This is a genomic window from Rhodovarius crocodyli, assembly GCF_004005855.1.
Taxonomy (GTDB): Bacteria; Pseudomonadota; Alphaproteobacteria; order Acetobacterales; family Acetobacteraceae; genus Rhodovarius; species Rhodovarius crocodyli.
On record NZ_SACL01000001.1, the window covers coordinates 189,326 to 206,876 of the forward strand.

Below are 17,551 nucleotides of genomic sequence, written 5' to 3' on the forward strand. Positions count from 1 at the left end.
TCCCGAGGTTTACGCGTGACCAGCAGCAACGACATCCGCGCCACCTTCCTGAACTATTTCGCGCGCAATGGGCATCAGGTGGTGGAATCCTCGCCGCTGGTGCCCCGCAACGACCCCACGCTGATGTTCGCCAACAGCGGCATGGTGCAGTTCAAGAACGTCTTCACCGGGCAGGAGAAGCGGGACTATGTCCGCGCCACCACCGCGCAGAAATGCGTGCGCGCCGGCGGCAAGCACAATGACCTGGACAATGTGGGCTATACCGCCCGCCACCACACCTTCTTCGAGATGCTGGGGAACTTCTCCTTCGGCGACTATTTCAAGGAACAGGCGATCACCCATGCCTGGACCCTGCTGACCGGCGACTTCGCCCTGCCGAAGGACAAGCTGCTGGTCACGGTCTATCATGAGGATGAGGAAGCGGCGGCGCTGTGGCGCAAGATCGCGGGCCTGCCCGACAGCCGCATCATCCGCATCGCCACCAGCGACAATTTCTGGCGCATGGGCGACACCGGCCCCTGCGGCCCGTGCTCCGAGATCTTCTTCGACCACGGCGACAAGATTCCCGGCGGCCCCCCGGGTTCCCCGGATGAGGACGGCGACCGCTTCATCGAGATCTGGAACCTCGTGTTCATGCAGTTCCTGGAGGAGCCGGCCGGCACGCGCAATCCGCTGCCCCGCCCGTCCATCGACACGGGCATGGGGCTGGAGCGTTTCGCCGCCATCCTGCAGGGCAAGCACGACAACTACGACACCGACACGCTGCGCGCGCTGATCCTGGCCTCGGCCGAGGCCACCGGCCAGGACCCGGACGGCCCCTTCCGCATCAGCCACCGCGTGGTGGCCGACCACCTGCGCGCCGGTTCCTTCCTGATCGCGGACGGCGTGCTGCCGTCCAACGAGGGCCGCGGCTACGTCCTGCGCCGCATCCTGCGCCGCGCCATGCGCCACGCCCAGATGATGGGCGCGAAGGAGCCGCTGCTGTACCGGCTGTTCCCGGCGCTGGAGCGCCAGATGGGCGTGGCCTACCCCGAGCTCGGCCGCGCCGGCGCGCTGATCACCGAGACGCTGCGGCTGGAGGAGCAGAAGTTCCGTGGCCTGCTGGAGCGCGGCCTGGGCCTGCTGGCCGAGGAGACCGCGAAGCTCGGCGACGGTCAGCCCCTGCCGGGCGCGGTCGCCTTCCGCCTCTATGACACCTACGGCTTCCCGCTGGACCTGACGCAGGATGCCCTGCGCTCCGAGGGCCGCGCGGTCGACACCGACGGCTTCAACACCGCCATGGCCGAGCAGCGCCAGCGCGCCCGCGCCGCCTGGGCAGGCTCGGGCGAGGCCGCGACCGAGGCGCTGTGGTTCGACCTGAAGGAGAAGATCGGCGCCACCGAGTTCCTGGGCTATGCCACCGAGACCGCCGAGGGCGAGATCCAGGCCGTGGTCGCGAACGGCGCCGTGACGGATGCGGCCGGCCCCGAGACCGAGGTGGCCGTGGTGCTGAACCAGACCCCCTTCTACGCCGAGAGCGGCGGCCAGGTGGGCGATACCGGCATCATCACCGGCCCCGAGGGGCTGCGCATCGCGGTGCGCGACACACAGAAGAAGCTCGGCCTGTTCGTGCATCTGGGCGTGGTCGAGGCCGGCACCGCCCGCCCCGGCCAGGCCGTGAAGGCCGAGGTGGACCATGAGCGCCGGGGCGCCATCCGCGCCCATCACAGCGCGACGCACCTGCTGCATGAGGCGCTGCGCCGCCGCATGGGCGACCATATCGCCCAGAAGGGCAGCCTGAACGCGCCGGACCGCCTGCGCTTCGACGTCAGCCAGCCCACGCCCATCGGCGCCGAGGACCTGGCCTGGGTCGAGGCCGAGGTGAATGCCCGCATCCGCGAGAACTCCCCCGTGACCACCCGCCTGATGACGCCGGAGGCCGCGGTGGCCGAGGGTGCGATGGCGCTGTTCGGCGAGAAGTACGGCGAGGAAGTGCGCGTCGTCGGCATGGGCCGCGACGGCGACAAGGCGTATTCGCTGGAACTGTGCGGCGGCACGCATGTGCGCGCCACGGGCGATATCGGCCTGCTGCGCATCGTGGGCGAGGGCGCGGTCTCGGCCGGCGTGCGTCGCATCGAGGCCGTGACGGGCGCGGCGGCCCTGGCTGCCGTCGAGGCTGAATCCCAGCTGCTGCGCGACGCTGCCGCCGCGCTGAAGATCAGCCCCACCGAGCTGCCGGCCCGCGTGGCGGCCATGGTCGAGGAACGCCGCAAGCTGGAACGCGACGTGGCCGACCTGCGCAAGAAGCTGGCCACCGGCGGTGCCGCCGCCGAGATCGAGGAGATCGGCGGGCTGAAGCTGGCCGCCCGCGACCTGGGCGACACCCCCGCCCGTGACCTGAAGGGCATCGCCGAGGCCATCCTGAAGGGCGGCACGGCCGATGTGGTGGCGGTGGTCAGCAACGAGGGCGGCAAGGCCAGCATCGTGGTCGGCGTGGGTGAGGCCGCGAAGGGCAAGACCGACGCGGTCGCGCTGGTGCGCGCGGCGGCGGCGGCCGTGGGCGGCAAGGGCGGCGGCGGCCGCCCCGATATGGCCCAGGCCGGCGGCCCGGACGGCGACAAGCTGGCCGAGGCGCTGGCCGCCATCAAGGCGGCGCTGGCGTGAGCCTGCTGGCCAGCATCGCCCGGCGCCTGGCGGGGCCGGGCCCCGATGAGCTGCCGATCTATTCCGAGCAGGGCCTGTCCCTGCTGCCGGATGTCGGCCAGTACGGGTCGGCCGTGCCTTTCCCGCACATGCAGGTGGATGGTGTCTTCAACCCCGAATACCTGCGCGCCATCCTGAAGGAATGGCCGCAGGAAGGGCAGACCAAGCTCGAAGCCCACAATGACGGGACCTTCGTGCGCAAGAAGCACAACACGACCTGGGAAACCCAGTTCGGGCCGCATACCCGGCGCTTCTTCGCGGAAATGGCTTCCCCGCGCATGTTGCTGGCGCTGGAGCGGATGACCGGCATCTCGGGCCTGATGCCGGACCCCTATCTGTTCGGCGGCGGGCTGCACTTCACCCAGGCCGGCGGCACGCTGGCCGTGCATGCGGACTTCAACCGCCTGCCCAAGCTGAATATCGACCGGCGGCTGAACCTGCTGATCTACCTGAACGAAGGCTGGACCGAGGCGAACCAGGGCTGGCTCGAACTCTGGGACCGCAAGATGGAGAAGTGCGAGGCTCGGGTGCTGCCCGTGTTCAACCGCATGGCGGTGTTCAGCACGACCAGCTTCTCCTTCCACGGCCAGCCGGAGCCCATCGTCGGGCCGCCCGACCTGTTCCGGCGGTCCATCGCGCTCTACTACTACACCAATGGCCGCCCGGCGGAGGAGATCTCCGAGGAGGAGCATTCGACCCTGTGGCAGGAGCGCCCGCAGCAGGGCTACTGATCAGCCCCGCAGCAACCAGGCTGTCAGCAGGGCGTCGCCGGCCCGGGAATGGTGGCGCAGGCCGGCACTGGCTCGCAGCCGCAGCCGGCCTGGCCGCCCGGCGTCGCGCAGCCCATTCAGCGTCTGCACCACCTCTCGCGCCCCGGGCGCCAGCGGCAGGGCGGACAATGCCGCCAGATGCGCCGTCAGCATCCGCCACCAGGCGGCGCCGCCCCTGCCCAGGGCGCGGCGGGCACGCTCCAGCAGGCTCGGCGCGCCGCCCACGCTGTTGCGGCCGTGCAGCCGGTACAGGATCATCGGCTCCGGGTCGAAATCCAGCCGCCCGCCCATGCCGGTCACCAGCAGGGCCGCCCACCAGTCATGCAGGCTGCCGGCCGGCGGCGGGGCGCTGAGGGCCCATTCCCGCGCCCTGGGGGTCAACACCATGGTGCAGCCGGCCGCGACATTATGCGCCAGCAGGCTGCCGAATCCCGGCTCCATGCGCGGCAGCGGCGACAGGCCGAGCGGCTTCAGATCCGCATCCACCAGGCTCAGGCGGCCGCACACCGCATCGGCGCCGGCATCCAGCCGCGCGAGGGCACGCGCCAGCTTGCCCGGCAGCCAGACATCGTCCTGGTCCATGAAGGCATAGGCATCGCCCGCGGGGGCCGCGCGCAGCAGCGCCAGGAAGCCCTCCGTGGCGCCGAGCCGCCCGGCGGGGAACTCCAGCTCCCGCACCCGGGCCGGATGGGCGGCGGCAAATTCCAGCAGCAGGCGTCGGCTGGCATCCGTGGAGGCATCGTCGCGCCACAGCAGCTGCCATTCCACCCCTTCCTGGCGCGCCAGGCTGTCCAGCTGCTCAGGCAGCCAGGCGGCGCCGTTGTAGCTGGCCAGCAGGACGACGACGCGGCGCATCAGCCCCCCGCCAGCGGGTCCCGCGCCACCAACGCCGCCTCGGTCAGCGGGGCGACGATGTTGGAACCGTAGTTGCGCGGATTCTGGACGGTGACGGCCAGCGCCTCATGCACCCAATGGTGCTGCACATGCTGGTCCTGCGTGCCGGAGGCAAAGGCGAGGGCGAACATGTAGGGGCCGCTGGCGAGATGGGGCAGCACGAAGCGCATCCGCGCCTCGCCCACCGCGCCGGCCTCCATCCGGAAATCGTTGAACAGCGCGGCGTCCTGCATGTTGCCGCTCAGCGTCGGCTGGCCCAGCCGGTCCTTCAGGGTGAAACCCGCGACGCAGCGGTCGATCGTGGCCGAGGCCTCGATGCGGACCTCCAGCAGCAGTTCCTCCCCGCCGTGCAGCAGCATGGGCTGCCTGCCATCGGCGTCGGAGAGCCGGACATGCGTGATCCGCGCCAGACCCGAACCGAATTCGGAGCTGGGCGGGATGGGCTGCCAGCCCTCGCCGGGGGCCTGCGGATTGGCATCGACCGGCCCCTCCAGCAGCTTCACCTGGTCGTCCTTCAGCCCCATCGCCGCCACCGCGATGAAGCTGGAATAGGCCTCGGCCACCTGCTTGGCGGGGCCCTTCATGCGCAGCTCGCCCTTGTCGAGCCAGATGGCGTGGTCGCACAGCCCCACCACCGCCGCCATGTCATGGCCGCAGAACAGGATGGTCCCGTTCTCCCGGAACTTGTGAAGCCAGCGGAAGCACTTCTGCTGGAAATAGGCGTCGCCCACGGCCAGCGCCTCGTCGATGATCAGGATGTCGGCATCGACATGCGCGATCACGGCGAAGGCCAGGCGCATGGCCATGCCGGAGGAATAGGTCTTCACCGGCTGGTCGATGAAGTCCCCGATATCGGCGAAGGCCAGGATGGAATCCATCCGCGCCTCCGTCTCCTCCCGCGTCAGGCCGAGGACGGAGGCGTTGAGGTAGACGTTCTCACGGCCGGTGTATTCGGGGTTGAAGCCGGAGCCCAGCTCCAGCAGGGCCGCGACCCGGCCGCGCACCTGCGCCTCGCCGGTGCTGGGGGTCAGCGTGCCGCAGACGATCTGCAGCAGGGTGGACTTGCCCGATCCGTTGCGGCCGATGATGCCGACCGTCTCGCCGCGCCTCACCTCGAAATCGAGCGCGCGCAGGGCCCAATGCTCGCGGAAATACCGGCGCTCCCCCCGGCCACGGCCGATGGCGCGCAGCAGCGGCAGCAGCAGCCCCCGCAGGCGGGGCATCACCGCCTGCTTCAGCCGGTCCGCCGGGCTGTCATAGATGAAATAGGCCTTGGAGAGGTCCCGGGCCTCGATGGCAATTTCCTCAGAGGACATCGGCAAAGCCCCCCCGCAGGCGCTGGAATACCCAATAGCAGAAGGCCAGAACCGCCAGCGACGCCAGGGTATAGAGGCCGAGCCCCAGGAAATCCGGCCATTGCCCGAAGACCAGCACGGCGCGCACCTGGCCCACGATGAAGGTCAGCGGGTTCAGGTGCATGGCGGTGCGGAAGGCGGGCGGCACGGCCTCCAGCGGGTAGAAGATGGGGGTCAGGAACATGGTGAGCGTGATCAGCAGGGTCACGATCTGGGTCAGATCCCGCAGGAATACGCCCAGGGCCGCCAGCAGCAGCCCCAGCCCCACCACGAAGAACAGGAAGGGCAGCAGCACGACCGGGAACAGGAAGGCCGTGGTGCTGATGTGGCCCTTGAAGATCAGGTCGCCCAGCAGGACGATCCCGGCCGAGATCGCGGCATTCACCAGCGTCGAGAGGGTGGCCACCACCGGCAGCACCTCGATCGGGAAGATCACCTTGGTGACATAGCTGGAATTGGCCAGCAGCAGCGTGGGCGCCCGGCCGATCGATTCCGAGAAGATGTTGTGGATCACGAGGCCCGACAGCATCAGCAGCGCGAAATCGAACCGCCCGGTCGACCCGCCCCAGCGCGACTGGAACACCGTGCTGAACACGAAGGTGAAGACGGCCGCCGTCAGCAGCGGCGTCAGCACCGCCCAGGCGGGGCCCAGCGTGCTGCCGCGGAAGCGGCTGCCGACCTCACGCGCCGTCAGGCGGAAGATCAGCTCGCGATGGGCCATCAATACGCGGGCGAAGCCCAACAGGCTGCTCGAAGGTCGGCGCATGGGCGGGGCTTGCCATATCGGCGGCCCCGCGTCACGCCCCGGTCATCGAACGGGGCAGGCTGTGCTGGCCCAGCACCCAGCCCTCCCAGCGGCGCAGCCAGGGGTCGGGGGGCACGATGTCGGCCCGGTGGCCGTCCAGCACCAGGATCATGTCCAGCACACCCAGCAGGCAATCGAGGCGGTCCTCCCCGGCCGCGTCGGTGCCGAAACCGGCCAGGATCATGGCGTGCAGGGCGGCGTCGGGCATGGCGCCCAGCTCGGCCATGCGGGCCAACAGGGCGGGCGCCAGGGCCTGGCGCGCGGCGTGGGCGCGCTTGCTGCCCGGAATGCGCAGGGACAGGTGGCGCAGCGCCTCGGCCGGATAGACCTCGGCCAGCGCCACCTGGCCGGGGGCCAGCAGGGAGGCGAGCGGCCCCTCGAAGGGCCATAGGCGATAGGGCGCGCCGGCCGCGAGCGCCGGTGCCAGCCAGTCCCGCCAGGCGGCGATGGCGGCCTTGCCGGACTGGTTGGCGCCCAGGGTCCAGAACACGGGCGCGCCGGCCGGGCGCTCCGCCGTGGCCAGGTCACACAGCCGGTTCAGCCCGCTTGCCTCGGAAAAACCCAGCGCCCGGGCATGGGCCAGCCGCGTCATGCCCTTCACCCCGCGCTGCGGATAAAAGGGCCGATCGGGGCAGACCGTCTCCAGCGCCTCGTTCACCGCGAAGAAGCCAGGGCGCGTGGCCAGTCCGCGCAGGAACTCGGGGAAGCCTGCCTCCGGGCGGCCCTCGGCGAAGGCACGGGGCACGCCCAGCGGCAGGTCGAGCCCCATGGCGACCGGCAGGCCGCCCGCGATCAGCGGCGCCAGCAGCGCCACGGGGTCTCCCACCAGGGCCGGGGCGCTGATCCGCCACGATTTTCCTTCGCGAAGCGCGCGCGCGTGATAGCGTTTGGCCGGGCTCGCAGACCAGTCAGCATGCAACGCAAGCAAGGAGGGAGCACCCATGTCGGCGTCCATATCGCATCCGGACGGCAACTACAGCGCCATCGCGAAGATCTTCCACTGGGTCACGGTGCCGCTGATGGGCCTCGCCCTGGCGACGGGCTTCGTCATCGGGCACCTGAAGGACGAATCCAAAAGCGCCTTCTACATGCTGCATGAAAGCGCGGGGCTGACCATCCTGCTGCTGTCCATCGCAAGGCTGGCCTGGAAGCGCTTCAGCCCGCCCCCGCCCTTGCCGGACCACATCCCGCCCATGATGCGCATCGCGGCGACGGCCACGCACCACACGCTGTATGTCGTGCTGATCCTGCAGCCGCTGCTGGGCTTCTTCACCACCAACGCCTTCGGCTTTCCGATGCAGGGCGACACCGCCTATCTGGGCTTCATCGACCTGCCGAAATTCATGGAGGCGCGGGAAGGGCTGGCCGGGACGCTGCTGACCGTGCACTCGATCATCGGCTGGCTCACGCCCCTGCTGCTCGCGGCCCATGTGGGGGGTGCCATCTTCCACCACGCCATCCGGCGCGACGGCACCCTGATGCGGATGCTTTAGAGCCGCACGCCCTGGGTGTGGTAGCTCTCGGCGGTCTGCTGCACCTTGGTGTCGAGCACATAGGCGGCGCCGGCGGCGATGATGATGGCGGCGGCGAGGCCGAACAGGAAGGCTTTCACGGCTGGCTCCTCTCTAGGGACTGGCTGATGTCTTATGCAGAAGCATCTCGGCTTCCGCCAGTTCTTCCAATGTGTTGGCGTTGAAGAAGGGATCAAGCGGCGCGGCCTGCCATTCGGCATGGGCCACGCCGTGCAGGGCGGTCCAGCGGTCGATCTTGCGCTCGCCGCCCGCCATGGCGCTGCGCAGCGCCTCACGCAGGGCGGTGTTCCATAGACCGCAGGGCGGGTGCGTATGCCCGGCCGAGGCCGCGCAGGCGAGCGGCGTGGCCGCGGCCTCGCGCGCCGCATGCAGCCGCGCCACCAGGTCCACGGGCAGGAAGGGCGTGTCGCCCGGCATGGTCACGACCCAATCGAGGCCCTGCCCGGCCGCCCAGTCCATCGCGGCCAGTATGCCGGCCAGCGGGCCCGGGAAGCCCTCCATCGGGTCCGGCAGCACCGGCAGGCCCCAGGCGGCGAAGCGCGCCGGGTCGCCATTGGCGTTGATGGCCAGCGGTGCGGCCTGGGGGCGCAGGCGCTCCAGCACGCGGTCCAGCATGGTGCGGCCGGCGATCTCACGCAGGGGCTTGTCGCCGCCGCCCATGCGGCGCGCCAGCCCGCCCGCGAGCACCACGGCGGCGGTGTCAGCCCGCATCCTCGGCCTCCCGGCTGTTTTTGCGCCAGTGCTTCGCGCTCTCCTCCTCGACATAGGCGAGGTCGGCGTCGAAGACGATGCGCTCGGTGCCCGCCAGGGCCGTGAAGCGCTTGCCCTTGCAGCGGCCGATCAGGGTCAGGTTCGCCTCCCGCGCCAGTTCCACCCCCCAGGCGGTGAAGCCCGAGCGCGAGACCAGGATCGGGATGCCCATCCGCACCGTCTTGATCACCATCTCGCTGGTCAGCCGGCCGGTGGTGTAGAAGATCTTGTCGCCGCCCGGCACGCCGTTGCGGAACATCCAGCCCGCGATCTTGTCCACCGCGTTGTGGCGGCCGACGTCCTCCATATAGACCAGCGGTTCGTCGCCATGCGCCAGGGCGCAGCCATGGATGGCGCCGGCCTCCAGATACAGGCTGGGCAGGGTGTTGATCCGGTGCAGCAGGCGATACAGCGCCGAGGTGCTGAGCCGGGCCTCGGCCGGCAGCCGCACTTCGGAAAAATCCTCCATCAGGTCGCCGAAGGCGGTGCCCTGGGCGCAGCCGCTGGTGAGCGTCTTCTTGCGCAGCTTTTCCTCGAAATTCGTGCGCTCCGGCGTGCGGACGACGACCACCTGCAGGTCCTCGTCATAGTCCACGCCCTCGATCGCGGCGCCCGGCTTCAGCATGCCCTGGTTCAGCAGATAGCCGACCGCCAGATCCTCCGGCCGGTCCAGGATCGTCATCATCGTCACGATCTCCTGCCCGTTCAGATACAGGGTCAGGGGGCGTTCGACCGTCACGGCGGCCTCGACGGGCGCGCCGGTGTGGTCGATGCCGGTGACGCGCTTCGTCAGGCGCGGGTCGCTGGGGTCGGGCTGCACGAACATGCCCTCGGAGGTGCCCCCGCGCGCCGCCTGATGCAAGGGGGCATGACATGCACGCAATGGTTGCAAAACGCTGAAAATCCCCGCATTCATTAACCCTAGGTTGATGGCGGGGCAGGATGCCGCTCGAGGAGCTGCTGCGGAGGGTCTGGGGCTGGCGCTGGCGCCTGCTGCTGGCGGCCGTGCTGCTCTATGCCGGGCTCGCCGCCATCGTCTGGAACTGGCCGCGCAGCTATGTCGCCGCCATGGACGTGGCCCCGGCCGAGACCACCTCCATGGCCACCTCCGCCCTGCTTTCCCCGGTGCCGCTGATGCAGGCGGGGCTGCTGGACAGCCGGCCGGGCGGCAATTTCGCGGTGTATCTCTCGGCGCTGACCTCGGCCGAGGCCGCCGCGATGCTGGTGCGCGACACCCCCCTGCTGGAGCAGATGACCGCGCGCCGGGGCGAGGGTGCCATGGGTGCCATACGCCGCGCGCTGGACCTGCGCATCCAGGCCGACCTGGACGATGTGCGCGGCTTCCTGGACCGTTCGCTCGCCACCGACCAGGACGGCGCGGCCATGACCTGGAGCGTGAAGCTGCCCTGGCGCGACCGGGCGCTGGCGCTGGACATGCTGCGCCGCCTGCATGATTTCGCCGAGGCCAAGGTGCGCGCCGACCTGCTGCGCCTGGCCCAGGGCCGCGTGGAGGCCCTGACCGCCCGCATCGCGCAGGAGCGCGACCTGTACCAGCGCGGCTCCCTGTTCGACCTGCTGGCCCAGCAGCAGCGCGCGGCGCTGGTGATCGGCGCCGATGCGGTGGTGGCGGCACGGCTCGTCTCGGCGCCGATGGTGGAAATCCGGCCCAGCGTGCCGAACCGGCCCATGCTGCTGGCGCTGCTGGGGGTGGCGGTGCCGGGCTTCGTGCTGGTGGTGGGGCTGTGCGTCGCGTTGCTGCGCGGGCCGGCGCCGCCGCCCTGGATGCCCGCCCTGCCCCGCCGCCAGGGCACCCGCGCCCGCACCGGGGTGGATGCGTGATCCGTGCCAGCGGCGCGTTTGCCGCCCTGGCCGGGCTGTCGGCGGCCACGCTGCATTACGCGGGTGCGTTGAAGACATCCCCGCTGCTGGCGCGCGCGCCGCTGGACATCACGGTGCTGGCGCTGGCGGCGCTGCTGCCGCTGCTGGCGCTGATGCTGGCGGGCGGCGGCTGGCGCGTCGGGCGCGGCATCGCCCTGCCGGTGCTGGCCGCGGCCGGGCTATGGCTGTGGTGGGTGCTGGCCGGCGCCTGGGCGCCCAATGCCGATACCGCCATCGCCAAGCTGGCGCCGCTGGTGCTGATGGGCCCGCTGATGCTGCTGGCCGGGCTGCTGGTGGGGGCCGACACCACCGCGCGCAACCTGCTGGCCCATGGGGTGATCGGCATCGGGCTGCTGGTGGCGGCGGGGCTGGCCTGGGGCCTGGCGACGGACAGCATCCAGCTGGGCGGGCGCGGCCCCGAGGATATCCAGCGCGTGCGGGTGCAATACCAGCTGGCTGGCCTGGCCATGGCCAGCGGCGCCATATTGGCCGTGCTGCGGGTGGTGGAGGCGCGCTCCGGCTGGGGGCGCCTGGCCTGGCTGGCCGTGGCGCTGCCGCTGGCGGGCGGCGTGTTCCTGCCGGGCGGACGTGCCGCCTTGCTGGTGCTGGGCGCGGGGGTCGCGCTGGTGCCGGCCTTTCGCCTGTGGGTCGCGCGGCGGCCGGGGGCCGCGCTGGGCTGGGTGGCGCTGGTGGGGCTGGCGGGGGTGGCCGCGCTGGGGCTGGTCGCGCTGGACCCGGAACGCGCCGAGCGCCTGCGCACCCTGGACCGGCTGATGGGCGACCCCGGCTCCGCGCCCGAGGCCCGGTTGCAGCTGTGGTCCGCCGCCTGGCGCCTGGCGGAGCCGCTGGGCCTCGGCCCCGGCGCCTTTCCCCAGGCTGCCGGCTATGGCGTGAACCCCGGCATGTACCCGCACAACCACGCGCTGGAGGCCGTGGCCGAGGGCGGCTTTCCCGGCATGGTGCTGTGGCTGGCGGCCTTCGGCGGCGGGCTGGTGCTGCTGCTGGCCGGCGCCTGGCGGCTGGAGGCCGGGCGCGCCGCGCGCATCCTGGCCCTGGTGCTGCCCATGGCCATCACGGTGATGGTCTCCACCGACCTGACCAACCGCATGGCCTGGTTCGCGCTGGGCCTCGCGCTGTCGGCCGCGCTGGAGCGGCTGGATGTATAGAGGCAAGCGCGCGCTGGATGTCGCGGGGGCGCTGGTCCTGCTGGCGCTGGCATCGCCCCTGCTGGTGCTGGCCGCGCTGGGGGTGTGGGGGTTTCTCGGCCGCCCCATCCTGTTCCGGCAGACGCGCGCGGGGCTGCGCGGCGCGCCCTTCCAGGTGCTGAAGCTGCGCAGCATGCGTGACGGCCCGGGCGACGACGCCGCCCGCCTCACGCGCTTCGGCCGGCTGCTGCGCGCCAGCGCGCTGGATGAGGTGCCGCAGCTGCTGAACGTGCTGCGCGGCGAGATGTCCCTGGTCGGGCCGCGCCCGCTGCCGCTGGCCTATGTGCCCCGGTATTCCGCCCGCCAGGCGAGGCGGCTGGAGGTGCGGCCCGGCCTGTGCGGGCTGGCCCAGGCGGCGGGGCGCAATGCCGTGCCCTGGGCGCTGCGCCTCAGGCTGGATGCCGACTACGCGCGCCGCAGCTCTCTGTGGCGCGACATCCGCATCGTGCTGGCCTGCGCGGCGGTGCTGCTGCGCGGGCGCGGCGTCTCGGCCCGGGGCCACGCCACCATGCCCGAGTTCCAACCGGAGCCCGCGCGGGACGTTTGAGACGGGTAAGGAGACTAAACGCCATGCCCGTCGAAACCGTCACCCGCCTGTTCGACCGCCCCGAGGACGCCAGCGCCGCCTATCGCCAGTTGCAGGCCGCGGGCTTTCCCGAAAGCGAGATCAGCATCGCCATGGCCGACCCCGACGGCCGGCTGCACAAGCTGAACCAGAAGCACTCGGGCGAGGAAGTGAGCGAGGGTGCCACCACCGGCGACCTCATCATGGGCGGGCTCGGCATCGCGGCGCTGGGTGCGCTGGCCATTCCGGGCATCGGGCCCATCATCGCGGGCGGCGCGCTGCTGGCCGCCGGCGCCACGGCCGCCACCGGCGGCATGCTGGGCACGCTGATCGGCTTCGGCGTCAGTGAATCCGATTCGCATGTCTATGCCGAGGGCGTGCGCCAGGGCGGCAGCCTGCTGACCGTGCGCAGCGAACGCGCGGCCGAGGCGCAGGCCATCCTGGACAGCAACGCCCCGGTCGACCTGGCGGCGCGTGAGCGTGACTATCGCGCCACCGGCTGGACGCGCTTCGACGGCTAGCTGATGGCCATGTAGCGGCCGGGCCGGTGGTTCATGGCGATGATCAGGTTCAGCACCACCACCCCCAGCACGGACAGCGCCAGTTGCAGCGGCGGCAGCACGAAGCAGGCCGCCAGCATGATCGAGAGATCGACCGCCAGCTGGAAATAGCCGGCGCGGATGCCGTGCCGTTCCTGCAGGTACAGCGCCAGGATGTTCACGCCGCCCAGCCCGATCCGGTGCCGCACCATGATCAGCATGCCGATGCCGAACAGCGCGCCGCCGGTGACCGAGGCGTAGATCGGGTCCAGGTGGTCGAAGCCCACCCACAGCGGCGTCAGGCGCGACAGCAGCGAGACGAAGCCAACCGCCACGAAGGTCCGCAGCGTGATGCTCCATCCCATGCGCTTCACCGCCACGATGTAGAAAGGCAGGTTGCTGACGAAGAACAGCGTGCCGAAGCTGAGGCCCGTCACCTGGTGCAGCAGCAGCGACAGCCCCACCGTGCCGCCGGTCAGGATCTTCGCATCGGCATACAGGTTGCTGCCGAGCGCCACGAACAGGCAGCCGAGCGCGAGGGCGGCCAGGTCTTCGACGGGCGTGTGGCGGGTGCTCATGCGCGCATCATAGCGCGCGACGCCGGGCCGCGCGCCATCATGTTGCGGCGCAACAGCGATCAGAGGCCCTCGATTGCCTTCGGCTTGGGCCCGCCCGCCATCCAATCCAGCAATTGCACGGTGTGCACGGTCGGCGGGCCGCCGGCGCCGATCTGCGTCAGGCAGCCGATATTGCCGGCCGCCACCACCGCGGCCCCCGTGCGGCGGATATTGGCCAGCTTGCGCGCCTTCAGCTTCGCCGAGATCTCGGGCTGCATCATGTTGTAGGTGCCGGCGCTGCCGCAGCACAGATGCCCCTCGGCCGGTTCCTTCACCACGAAGCCCGCCTTGGCCAGCAGCTGCTTGGGCAGGGCCGTGATCTTCTGGCCGTGCTGCAGCGAGCAGGCGCTGTGATAGGCCACCGTGAAGGGCGGCGCGGTCCGGCTGGGGGTATAGTCGAACCTAGCCAGCGCCTCGGTGATGTCCATGGCCAGGGCCGAGACGCGCGCGGCGGCCTCGGCCTCCGGCTCGTTGCGGAACATGAAGCCGTAATCCTTCACCGTCGTGCCGCAGCCGGAGGCATTGACGATGATGCCATCCAGCCCGCCCGCCGCGATCTCGGCATCCCAGGCCAGGATATTGGCGCGCGCGGTGGCCATGGCGGGGTCATGGCGGCCCATGTGATGGGTCAGCGCGCCGCAGCAGCCGGCAGCGGGCGGCACCACCACCTCATAGCCCATGCGCGTCAGCAGGCGGATGGTGGCGGCATTGATCTCGGGGTCCAGCACCTGCTGGGCGCAGCCGGCCAGCATGGCGACACGGCCGCGGCGGGCGCCCTCGGCCGGGTGGGTGCCGGTGACGGGTTGGGGGGCCGGGATGTGTTCCGGCGCCAGTTCCAGCATCGCGCGCAGGCGCTTCGCGGTCGTGCCCTGGCCGGGGATCAGCCCGCGCAGCGGCTTGCCCAGCTTCGCCAGCCGCATGGCCCAGCGGAACCGGCCGGGATGCGGCAGCAGCATGGCCAGCACGGAACGCAGCGCGCGTTCCGGCAGGGGACGGGTGTAGGTCTCCTCCACATGCCGGCGCGCGTGGTCGACCAGGTGCATGTAGTTCACGCCCGAGGGGCAGGTCGTCATGCAGGACAGGCAGGACAGGCAGCGGTCGATGTGCCGCGCCTCCAGCTCGCTGGCGGGGCGGCCGCTCTCCAGCATGTCCTTGATCAGGTAGATGCGGCCGCGCGGGCTATCCAGCTCATCGCCCAGCTCCACGAAGGTCGGGCAGGTGGCGGTGCAGAAGCCGCAATGCACGCAGGTGCGCAGGATGCCGTTGGCGACCTTCAGCTCCGGGTCCTGGAGCTGCTCGGGGGTGAAATTGGTCTGCATCGTTCAGCGCCCCATGCGGCCGGGGTTGAGAATGCCCGCGGGGTCCAGCAGCGCCTTCACCCGGGCGGAAATGGCGGCGAGCGGCGCGGGTTCCGCCGGCATGACGGCCACGGCGCCGCGCAGCGCGTCCGGCGCGCGGAACAGGGTGAAACTGCCGGGGCCCGTGGCCGCGACCACGGCGGCGTGCATGGCCTCGCTGGCCTCGCCCGCCACCCAGATCAGCCCGCCGCCCCAGTCGAGCATCAGCTTCGCGCCTGGCAGCGCCGCGCAGACAGCCGCCGCCGCAGAGGGCGCGACCGACAGGCGCCACACCGCCTCATCCGGCGCGGCGTCCAGGAAGGTCACGTCCCGCACGCCGCGCCACAGGCTGCGCGCGGCCGCGCCCTCGACCAGCGAGACATCGCCATAGGGCGCCAGAACCTCGCGCAGGCGGCCCTTGCGATAGGTCACGCTCTCGGCGAAATCCTCGATGCGCAGCAGGGCGACCGGCCCGGCAAGCCCCAGCGAAGCCAGCCCGCCCGGCAGCAGCGCGGCGCCAGACACGCCGAAGGGCGAGCCCAGCCCCGCCGACAGCGCCCGCACCCCGGCCGCGACATCCGGCACGGAAACGGCCAGCGTGCCGGTGGCCTCGGCCGCCGGCAGCACCTTGAAGGTGATTTCCGTCAGCACGCCCAGCGTGCCGTGGCTGCCGGACAGCAGCTTGCACAGGTCGAGGCCCGTCACGTTCTTCAGCACACGCCCGCCGGAGCGGAACACCTCGCCATCCCCCTTCACGGCGCGGATACCCAGCATGTGGTCGCGCATGGAGCCCCAGGCGATGCGGCGCGGCCCGGAGAGATTGGTCGCTGCGATGCCCCCCAGCGTCGCGCCGCCGACACCCAGCGGGGACGGCGGTTCGGAGATGATCTGCTGGCCCTTCTCGGCCAGGGCGGCCTCGATCTCCGCGATCGGCGTGCCGGCGCGGGCGGAGATCACCAGCTCGGCGGGTTTGTAGAGGGTGATGCCGGTCAGCGCGCGGGTGGTGAGCGTCTCGGCGGCCCGCACCGGGCGCAGCATGCCGCGCTTGCTGCCCGCACCCTCGATCGCCAGGGGCTGCCGCGCATCATGGGCGGCGCGGATCGCCTCCGCCACGCCTTGTTCAGTCTCGGGGGCGATCATGCGGCGTCGAGGACCTTGTTGCCTTCCAGGGGAAACACCTTGGCGGGGTTCAGCAGCCAGGCAGGGTCGAAGGCGGATTTGATGGCGCGCTGCAGGTCCAGCTCATCGGCGGTGAACTGCACGGTCATCAGGTCGCGCTTCTCGACACCCACGCCATGCTCGCCGGTCAGGCAGCCGCCGACCTCCACGCACAGCTTCAGGATATCGGCGCCGAAGGCCTCGGCCTTGGCGAAGCTGGCGGGGTCGTTCGCGTCGAACATGATCAGCGGGTGCAGGTTGCCGTCGCCCGCGTGGAACACATTCGCCACGCCGAGGCCGTACTGCTCGCTCATCTGCGTGATGCGGCCCAGCACGAAGGGCAGTTCGCCGGTCGGGATGGTGCCGTCCATGCAGAGGTAATCAGGGCTGATGCGGCCCACGGCACCGAAGGCGCCCTTGCGGCCCTTCCAGATCGCAAGCGACTGCTCGGCGCTTTCGGCCACCTTCATGCTGATGGGGCTGAACTGCGCGCAGATGTCGCGGATGCGCGCCAGCAGCGCGTCCTGCTCGGCCACGCTGCCCTCGACCTCGATGATCAGCATGGCCTCCGCATCCAGCGGGTAGCCGGCATGGGCGAAGGCCTCGCAGGCATGGATGCAGGGGCGGTCCATGAATTCCAGCGCCACGGGGATGATGCCGCTGCCGATGATGGCATCCACCGCCTGGCCCGCGATCGGGATGGAGGAGAAGGCCGCCAGCATGGCCCGCGCGCCCTCCGGCCCGCGCAGGATGCGCACCGTGACTTCCGTCACCATGCCGAGCTGGCCTTCGGAGCCGGTGATGAGGCCCAGCCAGTCATAGCCCGCGCCATCCAGATGGGTGCCGCCCACTTCGAAGATCTCGCCCTCGATGGTGACGAACTTCACGCCGAGCAGATTGTTCGCGGTGACCCCGTATTTCAGGCAATGCGCCCCGCCGGAGTTCATCATCACATTGCCGCCGATCATGCAGGCCAGCTGGCTGGACGGGTCGGGCGCGTAGAAGAAGCCGTCGCCCGCCACCGCCTGGGTGATGCCGATATTGGTCACCCCGGCCTCGACCACGGCGTAGCGGTCCTCGAAATTGATATCGAGGATGTGGTTCATCCGCATCAGGCCCACCACCACCGCATCGGCCAGCGGCAGCGCGCCGCCGGACAGCGAGGTGCCGGCCCCGCGCGGGATCACGCGCACGCCCTGCTGGTGGCAGAAGCGCAGGACGGCGGCCACTTCCTCCGTCGTGCGGGGCAGCACCACTGCGAGCGGCATCTGGCGATAGGCGGCCAGCCCGTCCGTCTCATACGGACGCAGGCGCAGTTCCTCGGTGATCAGGGCGTCGGCCGGCACCAGCGCGGCCAGCCCTGCCAGAATCTGGGGGCGGCGCGCCATCACCTCGGGTTTCGGGGCGGGCAGCCGGATCATGGGACGTCTCGTTGTTTCACGTGAAGCGCAACCAGGATGAAGC

At 70.9% G+C, this 17,551-nt stretch carries 18 protein-coding genes; 7 read left to right on the plus strand and 11 right to left on the minus strand.

The window, feature by feature from the left end; all coding sequences use genetic code 11:
- Positions 1-15 precede the first annotated feature (15 nt).
- Both alaS and EOD42_RS00885 read left to right on the plus strand, forming a co-directional pair.
- Positions 16-2,643, plus strand: coding sequence for an alanine--tRNA ligase (gene alaS, locus EOD42_RS00880; RefSeq protein WP_127785171.1), 2,628 nt, complete (start codon positions 16-18; stop codon positions 2,641-2,643).
- Positions 2,640-3,413, plus strand: coding sequence for a 2OG-Fe(II) oxygenase (locus EOD42_RS00885; RefSeq protein WP_127785172.1), 774 nt, complete (start codon positions 2,640-2,642; stop codon positions 3,411-3,413). Before alaS ends, EOD42_RS00885 begins: the two co-directional genes overlap by 4 nt.
- Here EOD42_RS00885 and EOD42_RS00890 read toward each other — a convergent pair whose 3' ends face one another.
- From EOD42_RS00890 to EOD42_RS25740, 4 genes are read right to left on the minus strand one after another with little or no spacing between them, the layout of a single operon-like run.
- Entirely contained in the window at positions 3,414-4,307 is an 894-nt protein-coding gene (locus EOD42_RS00890; RefSeq protein WP_127785173.1) for a glycosyltransferase family 2 protein, read from the minus strand. It abuts the gene before it with no gap.
- Positions 4,307-5,662, minus strand: a complete 1,356-nt coding sequence (locus tag EOD42_RS00895) for an ABC transporter ATP-binding protein (RefSeq protein WP_127785174.1) — start codon at positions 5,660-5,662, stop codon at positions 4,307-4,309. The genes EOD42_RS00890 and EOD42_RS00895 overlap by 1 nt, the downstream gene beginning before the upstream one ends.
- A complete protein-coding gene (locus tag EOD42_RS00900; RefSeq protein WP_127785175.1) occupies positions 5,652-6,467 on the minus strand; it encodes an ABC transporter permease in 816 nt (271 codons plus the stop codon). The genes EOD42_RS00895 and EOD42_RS00900 overlap by 11 nt, the downstream gene beginning before the upstream one ends.
- A gap of 31 nt (positions 6,468-6,498) precedes the next feature.
- Positions 6,499-7,332 (minus strand): hypothetical protein, encoded by an 834-nt coding sequence (locus tag EOD42_RS25740; protein ID WP_240654744.1) that lies wholly within the window; start codon positions 7,330-7,332, stop codon positions 6,499-6,501.
- Between the two features lie 115 nt (positions 7,333-7,447).
- Here EOD42_RS25740 and EOD42_RS00910 point away from each other — a divergent pair, with 115 nt between their 5' ends.
- Positions 7,448-7,999, plus strand: coding sequence for a cytochrome b (locus EOD42_RS00910; RefSeq protein ID WP_127785176.1), 552 nt, complete (start codon positions 7,448-7,450; stop codon positions 7,997-7,999).
- Here the strand turns inward: EOD42_RS00910 and EOD42_RS26465 are convergent.
- The 3 genes from EOD42_RS26465 to fdhD are packed head-to-tail and all read right to left on the minus strand — an operon-like array spanning position 7,996 to position 9,650.
- Complete coding sequence (locus tag EOD42_RS26465; protein WP_276318118.1) at positions 7,996-8,118, minus strand: hypothetical protein; 123 nt, start codon at positions 8,116-8,118, stop codon at positions 7,996-7,998. The genes EOD42_RS00910 and EOD42_RS26465 overlap by 4 nt on opposite strands.
- Before the next feature lie 13 nt (positions 8,119-8,131).
- Entirely contained in the window at positions 8,132-8,749 is a 618-nt protein-coding gene (mobA, locus tag EOD42_RS00915; RefSeq protein ID WP_127785177.1) for a molybdenum cofactor guanylyltransferase MobA, read from the minus strand.
- Positions 8,739-9,650 carry a formate dehydrogenase accessory sulfurtransferase FdhD gene (fdhD, locus tag EOD42_RS00920; protein WP_456307873.1) on the minus strand — a complete coding sequence of 304 codons (912 nt, stop codon included), beginning with the start codon at positions 9,648-9,650 and terminating at the stop codon, positions 8,739-8,741. The genes mobA and fdhD overlap by 11 nt, the downstream gene beginning before the upstream one ends.
- 80 nt (positions 9,651-9,730) lie before the next feature.
- On the opposite strand from fdhD, the gene EOD42_RS00925 reads away from it, so the two are divergent.
- The 4 genes from EOD42_RS00925 to EOD42_RS00940 are packed head-to-tail and all read left to right on the plus strand — an operon-like array spanning position 9,731 to position 12,957.
- On the plus strand, positions 9,731-10,627 hold the full coding sequence (locus EOD42_RS00925; protein ID WP_127785178.1) for a hypothetical protein: 897 nt from the start codon (positions 9,731-9,733) through the stop codon (positions 10,625-10,627).
- Entirely contained in the window at positions 10,624-11,832 is a 1,209-nt protein-coding gene (locus tag EOD42_RS00930; RefSeq protein ID WP_127785179.1) for an O-antigen ligase family protein, read from the plus strand. Before EOD42_RS00925 ends, EOD42_RS00930 begins: the two co-directional genes overlap by 4 nt.
- Positions 11,825-12,418 carry a sugar transferase gene (locus EOD42_RS00935; RefSeq protein ID WP_127785180.1) on the plus strand — a complete coding sequence of 198 codons (594 nt, stop codon included), beginning with the start codon at positions 11,825-11,827 and terminating at the stop codon, positions 12,416-12,418. Before EOD42_RS00930 ends, EOD42_RS00935 begins: the two co-directional genes overlap by 8 nt.
- A gap of 23 nt (positions 12,419-12,441) precedes the next feature.
- Positions 12,442-12,957: a hypothetical protein gene (locus EOD42_RS00940; RefSeq protein WP_127785181.1), complete on the plus strand. Its 516-nt coding sequence runs from the start codon at positions 12,442-12,444 to the stop codon at positions 12,955-12,957.
- Here EOD42_RS00940 and EOD42_RS00945 read toward each other — a convergent pair.
- Genes EOD42_RS00945 through EOD42_RS00960 form a run of 4 tightly spaced genes read right to left on the minus strand, consistent with a single transcriptional unit; the run spans position 12,954 to position 17,508 of the window.
- Complete coding sequence (locus EOD42_RS00945) at positions 12,954-13,553, minus strand: YitT family protein (RefSeq protein ID WP_127785182.1); 600 nt, start codon at positions 13,551-13,553, stop codon at positions 12,954-12,956. The two genes, EOD42_RS00940 and EOD42_RS00945, sit on opposite strands and share 4 nt — an antisense overlap.
- 59 nt (positions 13,554-13,612) lie before the next feature.
- Positions 13,613-14,911 carry a glycolate oxidase subunit GlcF gene (gene glcF, locus EOD42_RS00950; RefSeq protein ID WP_127785183.1) on the minus strand — a complete coding sequence of 433 codons (1,299 nt, stop codon included), beginning with the start codon at positions 14,909-14,911 and terminating at the stop codon, positions 13,613-13,615.
- Between the two features lie 3 nt (positions 14,912-14,914).
- The gene (locus EOD42_RS00955; RefSeq protein WP_127785184.1) at positions 14,915-16,069 is read right to left on the minus strand and encodes an FAD-binding protein; all 1,155 of its coding nucleotides are present in this window, start codon (positions 16,067-16,069) and stop codon (positions 14,915-14,917) included.
- On the minus strand, positions 16,066-17,508 hold the full coding sequence (locus EOD42_RS00960) for an FAD-linked oxidase C-terminal domain-containing protein (protein WP_127785185.1): 1,443 nt from the start codon (positions 17,506-17,508) through the stop codon (positions 16,066-16,068). Before EOD42_RS00960 ends, EOD42_RS00955 begins: the two co-directional genes overlap by 4 nt.
- Between the last annotated feature and the right edge of the window lie 43 nt (positions 17,509-17,551).